General features: G+C 64.7%; 15 protein-coding genes. 6 read left to right on the forward strand and 9 right to left on the reverse strand.

All coding sequences use genetic code 11. The annotated features are described in order from the left end of the window. Window positions 1–141: 141 nt before the first annotated feature. Window positions 142–2,592 carry an arylsulfatase gene (locus tag JVX98_RS09455; protein ID WP_205238416.1) on the forward strand — a complete coding sequence of 817 codons (2,451 nt, stop codon included), beginning with the start codon at window positions 142–144 and terminating at the stop codon, window positions 2,590–2,592. A 99-nt stretch (window positions 2,593–2,691) separates the two neighbouring features. Here JVX98_RS09455 and JVX98_RS09460 read toward each other — a convergent pair whose 3' ends face one another. From JVX98_RS09460 to JVX98_RS09495, 9 genes are all read right to left on the reverse strand, one after another. Next, window positions 2,692–3,606: a pyridoxal-phosphate dependent enzyme gene (locus tag JVX98_RS09460; RefSeq protein WP_205238417.1), complete on the reverse strand. Its 915-nt coding sequence runs from the start codon at window positions 3,604–3,606 to the stop codon at window positions 2,692–2,694. Between the two features lie 259 nt (window positions 3,607–3,865). Further along, window positions 3,866–3,988 carry a hypothetical protein gene (locus tag JVX98_RS32525; protein WP_256364274.1) on the reverse strand — a complete coding sequence of 41 codons (123 nt, stop codon included), beginning with the start codon at window positions 3,986–3,988 and terminating at the stop codon, window positions 3,866–3,868. 107 nt (window positions 3,989–4,095) lie between these two features. Further along, a complete protein-coding gene (locus JVX98_RS09465) occupies window positions 4,096–4,317 on the reverse strand; it encodes a hypothetical protein (protein ID WP_043612665.1) in 222 nt (73 codons plus the stop codon). Window positions 4,318–4,358: 41 nt separating this feature from the next. Further along, window positions 4,359–4,595: a 30S ribosomal protein S21 gene (gene rpsU / locus JVX98_RS09470; protein WP_043612663.1), complete on the reverse strand. Its 237-nt coding sequence runs from the start codon at window positions 4,593–4,595 to the stop codon at window positions 4,359–4,361. Between the two features lie 176 nt (window positions 4,596–4,771). Further along, entirely contained in the window at window positions 4,772–4,981 is a 210-nt protein-coding gene (locus tag JVX98_RS09475; protein ID WP_043612661.1) for a cold-shock protein, read from the reverse strand. A 453-nt stretch (window positions 4,982–5,434) separates the two neighbouring features. Then, on the reverse strand, window positions 5,435–5,671 hold the full coding sequence (locus JVX98_RS09480; RefSeq protein ID WP_043612659.1) for a helix-turn-helix domain-containing protein: 237 nt from the start codon (window positions 5,669–5,671) through the stop codon (window positions 5,435–5,437). A gap of 272 nt (window positions 5,672–5,943) precedes the next feature. Then, window positions 5,944–7,530 (reverse strand): acetolactate synthase large subunit, encoded by a 1,587-nt coding sequence (locus tag JVX98_RS09485; RefSeq protein WP_205238418.1) that lies wholly within the window; start codon window positions 7,528–7,530, stop codon window positions 5,944–5,946. 154 nt (window positions 7,531–7,684) lie between these two features. Beyond that, entirely contained in the window at window positions 7,685–8,317 is a 633-nt protein-coding gene (locus JVX98_RS09490) for a LysE family translocator (RefSeq protein ID WP_205238419.1), read from the reverse strand. 122 nt (window positions 8,318–8,439) lie between these two features. Then, window positions 8,440–9,063 (reverse strand): FMN-binding negative transcriptional regulator, encoded by a 624-nt coding sequence (locus tag JVX98_RS09495; RefSeq protein WP_205238420.1) that lies wholly within the window; start codon window positions 9,061–9,063, stop codon window positions 8,440–8,442. A 75-nt stretch (window positions 9,064–9,138) separates the two neighbouring features. Between JVX98_RS09495 and JVX98_RS09500 the strand changes: the two genes are divergently transcribed. From JVX98_RS09500 to ubiA, 5 genes are all read left to right on the forward strand, one after another. Then, entirely contained in the window at window positions 9,139–10,668 is a 1,530-nt protein-coding gene (locus JVX98_RS09500) for a PLP-dependent aminotransferase family protein (protein WP_246764986.1), read from the forward strand. Between the two features lie 125 nt (window positions 10,669–10,793). Next, window positions 10,794–11,381 carry a hypothetical protein gene (locus tag JVX98_RS09505; RefSeq protein ID WP_205238421.1) on the forward strand — a complete coding sequence of 196 codons (588 nt, stop codon included), beginning with the start codon at window positions 10,794–10,796 and terminating at the stop codon, window positions 11,379–11,381. A 63-nt stretch (window positions 11,382–11,444) separates the two neighbouring features. Beyond that, entirely contained in the window at window positions 11,445–12,428 is a 984-nt protein-coding gene (locus tag JVX98_RS09510) for a threo-3-hydroxy-L-aspartate ammonia-lyase (RefSeq protein ID WP_205238422.1), read from the forward strand. A gap of 337 nt (window positions 12,429–12,765) precedes the next feature. After that, on the forward strand, window positions 12,766–13,428 hold the full coding sequence (locus JVX98_RS09515; protein WP_205238423.1) for a peroxiredoxin: 663 nt from the start codon (window positions 12,766–12,768) through the stop codon (window positions 13,426–13,428). A gap of 450 nt (window positions 13,429–13,878) precedes the next feature. Continuing rightward, on the forward strand, window positions 13,879–14,793 hold the full coding sequence (gene ubiA, locus JVX98_RS09520) for a 4-hydroxybenzoate octaprenyltransferase (RefSeq protein WP_205238424.1): 915 nt from the start codon (window positions 13,879–13,881) through the stop codon (window positions 14,791–14,793). The last annotated feature ends 111 nt before the right edge of the window (window positions 14,794–14,904 follow it).

Here is a 14,904-nt window from a genome sequence, read left to right on the forward strand (position 1 = left end):
GCATGGCCACGGACGGGCTCGGCATAGATCAAAAGTTTAGTCTGTGCTAAACAACACTCGGCGTCGACGCCCATCGCGCGCGCAGTCTTTCGCATTCCCCATACGCTTCGTTCAAGCATGACCGGACCCGGAGGAAAGCTGATGAGTGACGATATCAAACTCACGCGTCGTGGCGTTTTGCTCGGCAGTACGGCGATTGCCGCAACCGCAGGACTGAGCGCTTCGCCGGCATCGGCGGAGCTGAAGGAATACCCGCCGGGGCAGGCGTTCTCCGGCGTCATCGGGCGCACGTTCGACGTGTCGCAGCCGGCCTGGCCGGCACCCGTGCGGGCGCGGGAAGGGGCGGCGAACGTGCTTTTCATCGTCCTCGACGACACCGGATTCGGCCAGCTCGGCTGCTATGGCAGCCCGATCCGCACGCCCAACCTGGATGCGCTGGCCGCCGACGGCCTGCGCTACAGCAACATGCACACGACAGCGCTCTGCTCGCCGTCGCGCTCCTGCTTCCTCACCGGGCGAAACCACCATTCCAACGGCATGGCCTGCATCACCGAGGGATCGGAGGGCTTTCCGGGGGCGAACGGCCAGATCCCGTTCGAGAACGGCTTTCTCTCGGAAATCCTGCAGCAGAACGGTTACAATTCCTATGCTCTTGGAAAATGGCACCTGACGCCGGCCGAGCAGACATCGGCTGCCGGGCCCTATGACCGCTGGCCGCTGGGGCGCGGCTTCGAGCGCTACTTCGGCTTCCTCGGCGGCGATACCCACCAGTATTATCCGGAGCTCGTGCGCGACAACAGCCAGACGGAACCGGACAAAACGCCGGAGGAGGGCTACCACCTGACGCCGGACCTGTTGGCGAGAGCCAAGGCGATGATCGCGGACTCGAAGCAGGTCGCGCCCAACAAGCCGTTCTTCATGTATTTCGCGCCGGGTGCCATGCACGCGCCGCATCACGTGCCGAAGGAATGGGCCGACAAGTACAAGGGCCAGTTCGACGACGGCTGGGACGCCTATCGCGAGAAGGTCTTCGCCAAACAGAAGGAGATCGGCATCATTCCGGCCAATACCGTGCTGTCGCGACATGATCCAGATGTGCAGGACTGGCAGAAGCTTTCGGCCGACGAGCGGCGGCTGTTTGCGCGGATGATGGAGGTGTTTGCCGGCTTTCTTGAGCATACCGACCATTACATCGGCGAACTGATCGCCTTCCTGAAGGACATGGGCGAATACGAGAACACGCTGATCATGGTGGTCTCGGACAATGGCGCCAGTGCCGAAGGCGGGCCGAACGGCTCGGTCAACGAGGGCAAGTTCTTCAACAACGTGCCCGACGACATCAAGCAGAACCTGGCCGCGATCGACGATCTCGGCGGGCCGAAATATTTCAACCACTACGCCTTCGGCTGGACACATGCCGGCAATACGCCTTTCCGGCGCTGGAAGCGCGAAACCTACCGCGGCGGGGTCTCCGATCCGTTCATGATCACCTGGCCGAAGGGCATCAAGGCAAAAGGCGAAATCCGCAGCCAGTACTGCCACGCGATCGACATGGTGCCGACCGTACTCGATGCGCTCGGCATCGATCCGCCGACGCAAATCCGCGGCGTCACCCAGTCGCCGATCCAGGGCTTCAGCCTCAAATCCTCGTTCGACGACGCCAATGCACCGTCGCTGCACATCACCCAGTATTTCGAAATGTTCGGCCACCGCTCGCTCTATCACGACGGATGGCGGGCAGTGTGCCCCTGGCCCGGAACATCTTTCACGGAATCGGGCCTGACTTTCGGTGCGCCGATCTCCTACGACAAGCTGATCGAGCTCGATGCCAAGGGATGGGAACTTTACAACCTCAAGGAGGATTTTTCCGAGACGAAGAACCTCGCCGATACGGAGCGTGACCGGCTGATCGCGATGATCGGCATGTGGTATGTCGAGGCGGGTAAGTACAACGTGCTGCCGATCGACAGCCGTGGCACCGCGCGTTTCGCCGACGAGCGGCCGCAGATCTCCGCCCGCCGGAAAAAATACATCTACTACCCGGATACCCAGGTCGTGCCCGGCAGTGCGGCGCCCTATCTCGTTAATGTCGCCCATTCGATTTCGGTGGAGGCAAGCGTGCCGAAAGGCGGCGCCGAGGGCGTGCTTATCTCCATGGGCGGCGTCGATGGCGGCTTTTCGTTCTACGTGCAGGATGGCAAGCTAATCTATGGCTACAACTATGTCGCCGACCAGCGCTTCAAGGTGCAGTCGGATACGGCCATTCCCGAGGGCGACCACATCTTCAGCTTCGAATTCACGCCGACGGGCAAGGCCGACGTCGCCAAGGGCAAGGGCGTGCCGGCCAACATCAAGCTGTTCGTCGACGGCAAGCAGACGGGCACCGGTGACTTACCCGTGACGATCCCGATTTCGCTGGGGCTCGCTGCAGGCGTGTGCGTCGGCGCGGATTCCGGATCGCCGACCATGGATACCGCCTACAGGGCGCCGTACCCGTTCACCGGCACTGTGAAGAAAGCACTGGTCGACGTCAGCGGCGAGGCGGTCGAGGACATGGCGGCGCGCATGAAGGTGTATCTGTCGCGGCAGTAAAGGTGTGAAGCTTGCTTCTGCCGGGATCTGCGGGTGCCGAAGTCGGGGTATCCGCCCCGGCTTCCGTCCTTTTCAGATCCCATCGATAGGGCCGCCCGATCAGAATTCCTGCCAGGCCTGCAGCCGCTCGACCGTTGTCGTCGCGCCGCCGCAGACGATCATGAGGATGCGCTTGAAGCGTGCCAGCCGGTTGGCGTGGGCGTAGGCGACGGCCAGAGCGGCGCCGCAGGCGGGCTCGACCAGCACGCGGTGGTCGTCGAGGAAGCGGATGCAGGCTTGGGCGGCCTCCGCGTCGCTGACGACGACGCTCTCGACAGGGCGCGTCTGGCTGAGTTCGAAGGCGTGCTGGCTCACCTGCCTTGCGCCGAGCGAAGTGGCGATGCCGTTGACGGCCTGAAGCGCCACCAGTTGCCGCGCTTCGATGGAGGCGGCGAGTGAGGCGGTTCCTTCGGTCTCGACGGCAAGGATCGGCACGTCGCCGAGCCCGTTGCGCTGAAGCCCCTCGGCAACGCCGGCAAAGAGCCCGCCGCCACCGACCGACAGCACCACCGCATCGAAGGTGAGGCCGGCTTTGACGGCCTCGTCGATCATGGTCGCGTGACCGGTCCAAAGCAGCGGATCGTCGAAGGGATGGATGAAGGCGGAGTCCTCGTCGAGGGAGGCAAGGGCCTTGGCGTTGGCTTCATCCCAGGCGGCGCCATGCACGATGACGTCGGCGCCCTCCTGGCGGATCAGCGCCTTCGCCCTTTCCGTGGTCGTTTCCGGAACATAGACCGAAACCGGGATCGAAAGCTGGCGCCCGGCATAGGCGACCGCCATGCCGGCATTGCCGCCGGAGGAGGAGACGAAGCGCCGTTTGCCGGCGCGCGCGTGGTGTTCGCAGGCTGCACCGACGCCACGGATCTTGAACGAACCCGGCGGCTGCAGCGCCTCCATCTTCAGCCAGACGTCTTGCCCTACGGCAAGGCCGAGCGGAAGGGATTGAATGAGCGGCGTTTCGATATGAAGTGGCATGGGGCGCCCCGTCCGTGCCTGTCTCCCTGGATCGTCCTCGATACAGGAGAAAGGCATGCAAAAAATCAAAGTGTTACAGCGATCTTTGCGTGACTGACAAGAGACGCGCGGCGCTGAGGGTGAGAGGTTGGCAGGCGGCCGGCGAAAAGCCGGAGCCCGCGAATCTGCCCGCAGTCTGCCTCCGGTCGCCGCGTCGACGCAACAATGGAAGCGCTCCGTGGCGGCGTGATGGCCGCGGCCGAAGACGGCGCAGCGCCGTCTACCAAAGAAGTCCGTTCAGGATCATCAGCACGACGAAGAGCAGGGAAAAGGCAAGCGATAGCCTGATGGCTACCGGCGCATAGTCATAGCGTCGGATCCTGCGTGCGAAGGTATGAAGCATGTGGTCGTCCGTCTTGATTGTTCGCATGAGCGACTGGCCGCGGCGGGCGGATCTCTTCCGTTTCGGAAGAACCGACCCTGGCGCCCTACGTTGCCGGGCGCTTGCGATTACACGCGTTGCGATTTTCGCGGCGGCTTGGATGGCGCCGCATCCACGGCCGGTTCGGCCGCGGCGCGCTCAAGGCGCTGTGCCTTGAGCTTTTCGGTCTTCCTGTCGCGCGCGAGTTTCTCGGCGGCGACGATCGCCCTTGCCGTGTGGTCGGTTGCTGCCGCCCTGTCACTTGCGGAGGTCTTGGCCGGCTTGGAATTGGCGCCCTGGTGTGGAGTCATGTTCTGTCTCCTTCAGGGGCCGGGTCTGCCGGCCCCGATCGTTAGCGTGTGCGCGCTGCTCGCTTGGGTGCGGGCAGCAGGCCTTCGCGCTGCAGCTTCTTGCGCGCCAGCTTGCGCTGGCGACGAATGGCTTCCGCCTTTTCGCGAGCGCGCTTTTCCGACGGCTTTTCGTAGCTCGTGCGCGCCTTGAATTCGCGGAACAGGCCTTCGCGCTGCATCTTCTTCTTCAGCACGCGCAATGCCTGATCGACGTTATTGTCCCTGACGAGTACCTGCAAAACTTGTTCTCCTGTTGTTGGCCGACGCAAATTTGAGCGCCGACATGCCTATCTCCCGTATCGAGAAACGTGGGGTCCAAAGACGCAAAAAGGTCGGGGTGTTGTCCCGACCTCTTCCTGTCATTCAAGCGCCTTCCTGCCGGTATATCCGTGGTCAGAGAAGGGCGAATGACAAATTATGCCGACCTCAGATTGTCGGCCGAGCTCTTGCCCGTCTTGCGGTCGCTGACGACGTCGAAGGTAACCTTCTGACCTTCGGCGAGCGAGCGCATGCCGGCGCGTTCGACTGCGGAGATGTGAACGAACACATCGGTGCTGCCGTCATCCGGCTGAATGAAGCCGAAGCCCTTGGTGCCGTTGAACCATTTTACCGTGCCTGAAGCCATGGTGATTTCCTTTCAATCACTGCGTTTTCCAGGAAATATTTCTCTGGAATTGATCGATATTTGAGAGGAGATCTGGCCACGCGAAAGCGCGCTGTCAAAGGTCACAAGCAATATCCGACGAGCTGATATATAGACGATACGCCTCAAAACTCAATGAAGATATTGAATTATTCAGTTTGGGGCATCCGCGAAAACCTCGTCAAAGCCCTGAAACAGCGGGCTTTTCGTGCCTTCAATTTTCCCTCTATTCTATGTCATTGTCCCCGGAATGGCCGCCGAAATGCTGTCGATGCCGGCAGCGCGAAGCAGCGGCCACAGGTCGAACATCGGGGCATCTTCATTGAGGAAAGTTGGCCTGGCCTTTGGCCGTGTCACGCAACCGGGGCGGTTCGACGCGGCCAAAGATAAGGTGAGGCGGCGGTACGCATGTCTGTCGCGCACCGCCCCCGCTTTTCAGGTGAAGGTCTGCGGCGAGACCTGCAATGCGGCGGCGATGCGCTGCAGCTTGGCGGGATCGGTATCGGCGCCGAGCTCGATCTTGGATATTTCAATTTCCGTCAGGCCTGTGGTGACCGACAGATCGTCAACCGAATAACCGGCGGTTTCACGCGAAAGCTTGATAGCGGCTCCGATTTTGACGCGGGACAGAGATGCGCCTGGAGCCTTGGTTAGGTCTTTCTTAAAGGACATGAAGTGTCTCCTTCGTTGGTCCACCGGCAAAGAACGCTGCCGGTTGAAGGGGGCCCAAAACTGAAATGCGACTCGGGCAGATGAGTGCGAACCTAGGGCGTCGCTAATATAAGCGAGAAGTCCGCAGGCGCAAGTTTGCGCCCGAATTTTTGTAAAAATGCTATTTATATCAATATTTTACCCTGTGATTATCGGGTGCGGGGCAGTCCGTTTCCGGGCAATCTGACGTGCCGAGCTCGTGCGCCGATCGCCATCGAAACGGGCGCGAAAACTCACGCCAGGCGCGCCTCGATCAGGAACGGTCCGCGTCGCGACAGGGCTGCGGAAAAGAGCGCGGCGAAGGCTTCGCAGGAGGTGGCGACGGCGGCTTCGACGCCAAGGCCGCGGGCGAGCGACACCCAGTCGAGCGCGGGGTTGTCGAGGTTCAGCATCTGCCGCGCATTGGTGCCGATCTCCCCGACGCCGACATTGCGCATCTCGGCATGCAGGATGGCATAGGTGCGGTTGGAGAAGATGACGGTGACGATGTCGAGATTTTCGCGCGCCTGGGTCCACAAGCCTTGAATGTTGTACATGGCGCTGCCGTCGGCCTGCAGGCAGATCACTTTCCGATCGGGGCAGGCGATGGCCGCGCCGGTTGCAAGCGGAATGCCGTCGCCGATCGCGCCACCAGTCTGCATGATGAGGTCGTGCGGTGCGGAGAAGGCGGACAGGGCAAAGAAGCGCCGCGCCGAGGTCACCCCTTCGTCGCAGACGATTGCGTCCTCCGGTACCTTGTGGGCGACGATGACGGCGATCGCGTCTTCGGTCAGCGTCCCCGAGGGCTCGCCGGTGTCGGTGGGAGCGCCTGCCACCGGCAGCGGGGCGGTCGGGCTGACGCCGAGTTCGTCGCCAAGCGCCTCCAGCGTCGCCTTCAGGTCTTCGCCGTGGCGGGCAAGGGTCGCGACCGTGCAGCCCTCCGGCACCAGCCGGCCCGGCATGCCGGGATAGGCGAAGAAGGCGACCGGCTCCGGCGCGCCGACAAGGATGAGAACGCGGATGTCCTTGAGCGTGGCGAGCGCCATGTCGATCGGGTAGGGGATGCGCGCGGGCGCGACCCGTCCGCGGCCGCGCTGGGTGTGGGCGACCAGAACCTCGTTGAAAAGCTGGATGCCGCACGCAGCCGCGATCCGCCCGGCGACGGCAAGGCCATCGGCCTGCGCCGCAGCGCCGCTGACGACCATGGCAACCCCTTGAGGATTCGAACGTATCAGACGCGCCACTTCGCGCACGGTTTCGGTGCTGGCCGGGCGCGGGACTTCGATGATCGCCTTTTGTGGCGGAGTGGCAAGGACAAGCGTTCCCCAGGCGGCGTCAGCGGGCAGGATCATGGTGGCGACGCCCGGCGGCGTCAGTGCGGCCTGAACGGCGGCGGCAACGGTGGGGCCGACATCGGGCGGATCCTTCACGCGCCGGACCCAGTTCGACATCGGCGCGGCCAAGCTTTCGATATCGGTCGTCAGCGGCGCGTCGAGCGGGAGGTGATGGGAGGCGTGGTCGCCGACGATGTTGACGACAGCAGCCCTGGCGCGGCGAGCGTTGTGCAGGTTGGCAAGGCCGTTGGAAAGGCCAGGGCCGGTGTGCAGAAGGGTCGCCGCTGGGCGTCCGGTCATGCGCGCATAGCCGTCGGCAGCGCCAGTGACGAGGCCTTCGCTGAGGCCCAGGATGCAGCGCAGCTCCGGCTTGCGGTCGAGCGCCGCGACGAAGTGCATTTCCGAGGTGCCGGGATTGGCGAAGCAGACGTCGACGCCGTTTGCAAGCAGCGTATCGACAAGCACATCCGCGCCGGTGGTGCGAATTCCCTGGCTGCCTTCTCCCATGCGCGTGTCCCTCGATCACCCTCAAGGGCATGATAGCGGCAAGTTGCGCCGGTGCAACCGGGGCATGGCGAGCCGCCCGGCGCAGGACCAGTCGGCCAAACGTCGGCCGGCCAATGCAATTCGGTTAGCGCACGGCCGGTTTACCTGTCGGGTATCAGGTCCGCTGCCAGGCGAGGTGGGCGCCAAGCCCGATCAGCACCGTGCCACCGGCGCGCTGCATCAGGCGCTGCGCCCTGCCGGAGCGGCGCATCCGCGAGACGACGGCGCCGGCGAGGAACACGCAGACGATATCGGCCGAGGAAAACATCAGGTTGGCGAGGGCGCCGAGCAGCAGGAATTGCACCCAGATCGGGAAGGCGGCAGACGCATCGGTGAACTGCGGCAGGAAGGCGACGAAGAAGATCGCAGTCTTCGGGTTCAGCACTTCGACAGTGACGCTCTCGAAGAAGGCACGGCGCGCCGATTTCGCTTCAGTCAGGGGCAGGCGGCCGTCGCCCGTCGCCTTGGTGCGCATCAGCGTGAAGCCCAGCCAGACGAGATAGGCGGCCCCTGCAAGCTTTACCGCCAGATAGAGCGTCGGCACCGCATGAAACAGGATCGAAAGGCCGGCAGCGGCGGCAATGACGTGCACGTAGCAGCCGAGATGGATGCCGAGCGAAGCCATCAGCCCGGCGGAGCGGCCACGCGCCACGGTCTGCGCGGCGGCGTAGAGCATGGCCGGGCCCGGAATATAGGCGAAGATTGCCGTGGTGACGAAGAAGGTGAGGAGGATGTCGAGCGATGGCATGCGGTATACCTCGTCTGCTGCTGCGTGGCCCCTTGCGGGAGTCGTTGTAAGGGCTTGCGCGGGAAAGTTGAAGGAAAATCACATGTGCCTGGGCAGCCGGGTCGGACGCCGGCGGTCCGTCGTCAGACCGGTATCTCCTCCGCGACGAGGCGATCCTCGGGGCGGGCGCTGGCCGCAAGCCCGGCTGCGACGCCGGCGCGGTCCTCGGCACTCCGGTTCTGGCTCAGCTTGCGCTTGCCGTCGAGACGCTCGATCGGCAGCCTGAGGCCGATGATGCCGCGAAGCTGCGCCTTGACGAAAGCGGCGGGCGCGTCGCCGACCTGCCAGCGCTCGGCGCGTCCGGCCTCATGCCGGTTGGTCAGCCGCGTGACGATGTCGAGCAGCCGGTCCTCGTCGGTGAAGAACTCAGCCGCGCCATAGGCGTGCACCGCGACATAGTTCCAGGTGGGCACGACCTTGCCGTGTTCGCGCTTGGACGCGTACCAGGAGGGGGTGACATAGGCCTCCGGTCCCATGAAGGTCGCCATGGCCGCGCCGATCGCCGGCGTGGTTCCCTGCGGATTGGCGCGGGCGACGTGGCCGTAGAGCGTGCCGTTCGGCCCCTCGTCGCGGACAAGCAGCAGCGGCAGCGGGGTCGCAAGCAGCCCATCGGCCGTGGCGGTGACGAGGGTCGAGAGCGAAGCGGCCTCGATGATGTCGTGCAACACGCTCAGCGTTTCTTCCTTGAAGGCGGGCGGTGTGTACATGATCTCGCTCCTTGTGCTCGTCCCGTGATAGAGGCAAACTGGACGGACCAAAGCATCCAGTTTCCGTATAAATGCGTGGGCCAGTTTGTGACGGTGAAGGACGAAGCGACGGTCGGGATCACCCGGCGGATCTATGAGGCGCTGAGGGCGCAGATCCTCGACGGCACCTATGGCGCCGGAGCGCTTTTGCCATCGACGCGGACGCTCGCCGCCGAGCTCGGCGTTTCGCGCACGACGGTGACGGCCGCCTACGAGCAGCTTCTGTCCGAGGGGTATCTGGAAAGCCGGCAGGGCGCGCGTTCGCGGGTTGCCTTGCTTGCGGCCCGGCAGGGGCCCGGCCCGGCGGGCACCCCCGGGCGGCTCCCAAGCCAGGGGTATCGTGAGCATCGGGCGGCGGTTGTTCGCCTGTCGCGACTGGGGGCAGCCCTTTGCGACGGGCCGACCTGGATGCCGCCGGCTTCTTCGAGGCTGATTGCCGATTTTCGCTATGGCGACCTGTCGGCCGCGGATTTTCCGCAGGAGGCGTGGCGGCAGGCGGTCAACGCCGCGCTCCGCCGGCGAAAGCCGCGACTTGCCTATGATCATCCCGCCGGCTCGTCTGCCCTGCGCACAGAGCTGCAGGCCTATCTCTGGCGGGCGCGCGGGCTCACTTGCGATCCGGATCAGATTATCGTCGTCAACGGCTCGCAGCAGGGGCTGGACCTTGCGGTGCGCGTGCTTGTCGATGCCGGCGACCGGGTGGCGATGGAGGATCCGGGCTATGTGATGGCGCGCCGGGTCTTTGCGGCTGCCGGCGCGCAGGTGGTTCCCGTCGCCGTCGACGCGGAGGGGCTGCGGACCGATATCCTCGAACAATCGGCGGATGTAAGGCTCGCCTATGTCACGCCCTCGCATCAGTTCCCGCTCGGCAGCGTGCTGTCGGCGCGGCGGCGGCAGGAGCTTCTGGCGTGGTCGAGGCGGACCGGAGCCTACGTGCTCGAAGACGATTACGATGGCGAGTATCGCTACGACATCCGGCCGATACCGCCGCTTCAGACCATGGCGCAGGCGGAAAACGTGCTTTATCTCGGCACGATTTCCAAGAGCCTGTCGCCGATGCTGCGGCTTGGCTATCTCGTCGTGCCGCCGGCGCTTGTCCCGGCCTTTGCCGCCGCCAAACAGCTGATCGACCGCCATTCGCCAAGCCTCGAGCAGGATGCGCTGGCGGCGATGATTGCAGGCGGCGCCTATGAGCGCCACATCCGCCGGAGCCGGCGCAACAATGGCCGCCGGCGCGAGGCGCTGTTGGCGGCGCTCAAGGCGGAACTCGGCGACGCGGTGCGCATATCCGGCGCCGATGCCGGCCTGCATGTGGTCGTCTGGTTCGAGCAGCTGGAAAAGGCGCAGGAAGACGCGCTGATCGCGCGGGCACGGGCGGCTGGCGTCGGCCTTTATCCGGTTTCGCCGCTCTATGCGGCGGGTGAGGCCGGCCACCGGCCGGACCGGGCCGGCATCGTCATGGGCTATGCGAGCCTCGAGGCGGTGGAGATCGGCAAGGGGGTGGCGGCCGTTGCACAGGTGTTGCGGTCCTGGGACAACGAGAACGCGGACGCGAAGCCATCATAGGCTGGAGCGGGCGATGTCGAGCCCGTGAGGGTTGGCATCGCGGCGGTACGTTACGGTTAGCCGCTTGCGCCCGGCCAACGTCCGTTCATAGTGGCGGCCATTCCGCGTTGGCCCAGGCGATTTCCATGAAATCTCTTCGCATCCATCCCCACCTGCACGACGTTTTCGGTGAAGAGCAACCACTCGCCTATCTCGCCGCCATACTCCTGTTCGGAGCCGGCGTTGCCGCCGTCTTTACGCTGTCGGCGGGGTCGATGCTTGCCGATCTTGCCTGGTGGCGGGCGGCGCTGGCGCTTGTTCTCGTGCTCGACATCGCCGCCGGCTGCGTCGCCAATTTCACGCCGTCGACCAATGATTTCTACGCCGCCCGGCCGCGCAACCGCTGGGTCTTCATCGCCATCCATTTCCACATCGTTCTCGTCGCGCTGCTTCTTGGCAGCGGGATCGCGGCGGCGGCCATCGTCTGGGCCTATACGATCGCAGCGGCCGCGCTCGTCAACCGGCTGGCGGGGCGCCACGCGCAGACCTTCGTCGGCGGATTGCTGCTTGCGGTCGGCCTTACCGGCCTGCCGCTTCTGCCCGGTCTGACGCCGGCGATGACGGCGGTCTCGGGCCTATTCGTGCTCAAGGTGCTCTTCAGCTTCGCCGTCGACCACTACCGCACGGTCCCGGCCCACGATGGGCAGGTGTCCAAAAATGGGCGACGCGGCTGACGTCCTTGCCTTGCATGGCGGTCTTTACTAGCCTTCGGAAAGCAGGCTCAGGGGAGAGACTCGATGGCAGTTTCAGCGGCGGACGAGGCAGTGCGTATTCCGACATTCGACGACGTGCAACTGGCCCGAAATCGCATCGCCGGCGTCGCGCACCGCACGCCGGTCCTGACCTCGCGCACGGCGGACGCCGCCACCGGCGCCCGGCTGTTCTTCAAGGCGGAAAACTTCCAGCGCGGCGGCGCCTTCAAGTTCCGCGGCGCCTATAACGCCATTGCTGCACTCAGGGAAAAGGGATCGAGGCAGGGCGTCGTCGCCTTTTCCTCCGGCAACCATGCCCAGGCGATCGCCTATACCGCGCGCCTGCAGGGTGTGGCAGCGACGATTGTCATGCCCGCCGATGCGCCCGACATGAAGGTGGCGGCCACGCGCGGCTATGGCGCCGACGTCGTCTTCTACGACCGTTACAAGGAAGACCGCTCGGCGATCAGCGCGAAGCTGGCGGCCGAGCGCGGCGCCGTGCTGATCCCGCCCTTCGACCATCCCGATGTGATCTCGGGCCAGGGGACGGCGGTTCTCGAACTGATCGAGGAAGTGGGCGAACTCGACCTGATCGTCACGCCGCTTGGCGGCGGCGGGCTGCTTGGCGGCACCGCACTCGCCGCCCGGGAGCGCTCGCCCGGCGCGACCATCGTCGGCGTCGAGCCCGAGGCCGGCAACGACGGCCAGCAGTCGCTGCGCCAGGGCCGGATCGTCGAAATCGCCATCCCGAAGTCGATCGCCGACGGCGCGCTGACCCCCAGCATCGGCGTCCAAAACTTTCCGATCATCCAGCGCGCGGTCGCCGACATCGTTACGGTGAGCGACGCACAGCTGGTCGAAACCATGCGTTTCTTCGGCGAGCGCATGAAGATCGTGGTCGAGCCGACCGGCTGCCTTGCGGCGGCCGCCGTGCTCGAAGGGGTGCTTGCCTGCGCCGGCAAGCGCGTCGGCATCGTCCTCAGCGGCGGCAATGTCGATCTGGCGACCTATGGGGCGCTGCTGCGGTAGATCCCCCGTGCATAGACGGCCGACGATCAACCAAGCGGTGTCATGGGCGGGGCGTTGCAATTGCCCGTCTTTCCGGTTGCCTTAAACGGCAAAAGTGGCAAACTGGGCGTCGCGCCAATTGCGACGGGCATCCGAACGGGCTTGCAACGGTTACTGTAACAATTTGATATTCCAATAAATATTTCCTCCTGCCATTTCAGGGCGGAGCGTGGAAATGGAAGAAACCGGAGACTTACAGCGGACCGGCCAACGCCCCGGCGGACGCGCCGCGTTGCCAAAAATCTAAGCGCTGCCACCGCTCCGGATGGGCGCGGTGCATACACAACTGGAGGGTATCGTGACGCTTGCAATCAATGACCTCGCACCGGACTTCGAGGTCGAGACGACCGACGGCACGATCCGGTTTCACGACTGGATCGGCGACTCCTGGGCGGTGCTGTTTTCGCACCCGAAGGACTTTACGCCCGTCTGCACCACGGAGCTCGGCTACATGGCGCGCATAAAGCCGGAATTCGACCGGCGCGGCGTCAAGATCATCGGCCTTTCGGTCGATCCGCTCGACCGCCATGCCGGCTGGGCAGCCGACATCGAGGAAACACAGGGCCACGCGCCGAACTTCCCGATGATCGCCGACGTCGACTACACCGTCTCGAAGCTCTACGGCATGCTGCCGGCGCCGGTTTCCGGCGATCCGACGAAGCGCACGCCCGCTGACAACCAGACGGTGCGCAACGTCTTCGTCGTCGGTCCGGACAAGAAGATCAAGCTGATCCTCATCTATCCGATGACGACGGGCCGCAACTTCGACGAGGTGCTGCGCGTCATCGACTCGCTGCAACTGACGGCCAAGCACAAGGTAGCGACGCCGGTGAACTGGCAGCAGGGCGAAGACGTCATCATCGCCGGCTCGGTCAGCGACGAGGATGCCCGCAAGGTCTATCCCGAGGGCTGGAAGGCCCCGAAGCCCTATATCCGCATCGTGCCGCAGCCGAAGGGCTGAGGCGGGGATGAGGTTTCGCCAGGGCGCGGAAGCGCCTGCGCTGAAGGTTCGTCCTTCGTCGCTGGGGTGAGGGTTTCTTCGCACTCCGCGGTGAGGGGGCTATCATCTCGCGGCGAGGGGACTGTCCCTCATCCCGCGGTGAGGGGACTACCCCTCATCCCGCGGTGAGGGGACTACCCCTCATCCGCCTGCCGGCACCTTCTCCCCGCATGCGGGGAGAAGGGACGTTGCCGCGCCCTCCGGGTTTGCTTCTCTTTGTCTGCGGGAAGCGGGTCGTTTGGATGGGGACCGTTCCCCCACCCACGGTGCTGTGGAGCCGTGAACCTCGCGCCGGAGGCCTGTTTCCTCTGCGACAGAATCCCTCCTTTATCTGAACACGCCCACGCCTATAGTGCCGCTGTTTGCGGTCGTAGCCGGAGCGCGCCGTACACTGACTGGATGATCCGCCCCATGACCGCAGCAAGCCGACCCGACCTGACAGACATTCACCGGGGTGACTGGGTGGATCGCCGGCTGCCGCGGGCGATGCGGCCCTATACCCGTCTTGCGCGGCTCGACCGGCCGGTCGGTATCTGGCTGACGCTCTTTCCGTGCTGGGCGGCGCTTTTCCAGGCGGCGCACGGCCTTTCCGAAATCCGCGATATTCTGGTGTTCACGCTCGGCGCGCTTCTGATGCGCAGCGCCGGCTCCACCATCAATGACATGGCCGACCGCAATTTCGACGGGCATGTCGAGCGGACGCGGTTCCGTCCGCTTGCAAATGGCGAGATCGGCATGTCCCGCGCCGTTCTCTTCCTGATCGCCCAGCTTGCGCTCGCCGCCTCGCTGCTTGTGTTCCTGAGCCCCGCGACCCGCGTGCTTGCGGTGTGCGTCGTGCCGCTCGTGTTCCTCTACCCCTTCTGCAAGCGGTTCACCCACTGGCCGCAAGCGGTCCTGGGCGCTGCCTTCAACTGGGGCATGCTGATGGCCTGGTCGCAGGTTGCCGGACATGTTCCGGCGGGCGCCGTGCTGATGTGGGCCGGTGCCGTTGCGTGGCAGATCGGCTACGACACGGCCTACGCCTATGTCGATGTGCGCGACGACACGCGCCTCGGTCTCAAGTCCACTGCGATCCTGTTCGGGGCTCGCGGCAAGGCCTGTATCGCCCTGTTCTACGGCCTGACGCTCGCCGCCTGGTCTCTCGGCGGCTGGATGCTCGGCATGTCGAGCCTCTATGCCGTCGGCATGGTGGTGATCGCGGCCCATCTCGCGTGGCAGGCCTGGCGTTTCGACCTCGATCGCCCCGAGATCAGCTATCGTCTGTTCCTGGCGAATATCCTGACCGGCGTGCTTTTGGCTGCCGCCGCTTTCGCCGGAACGTTTTGACGGACGCCGAGCGTCCGGCTCGCCATAGGAAGTCGACAAGCAGGCCGGTGACGCATTGACGCCCGGCGCGCGCGCTCCATGTCATATCGAGACATCAAATCCAGGTGTTCA

It is taken from the genome of Ensifer sp. PDNC004 (assembly GCF_016919405.1).
Lineage (GTDB): Bacteria > Pseudomonadota > Alphaproteobacteria > Rhizobiales > Rhizobiaceae > Ensifer.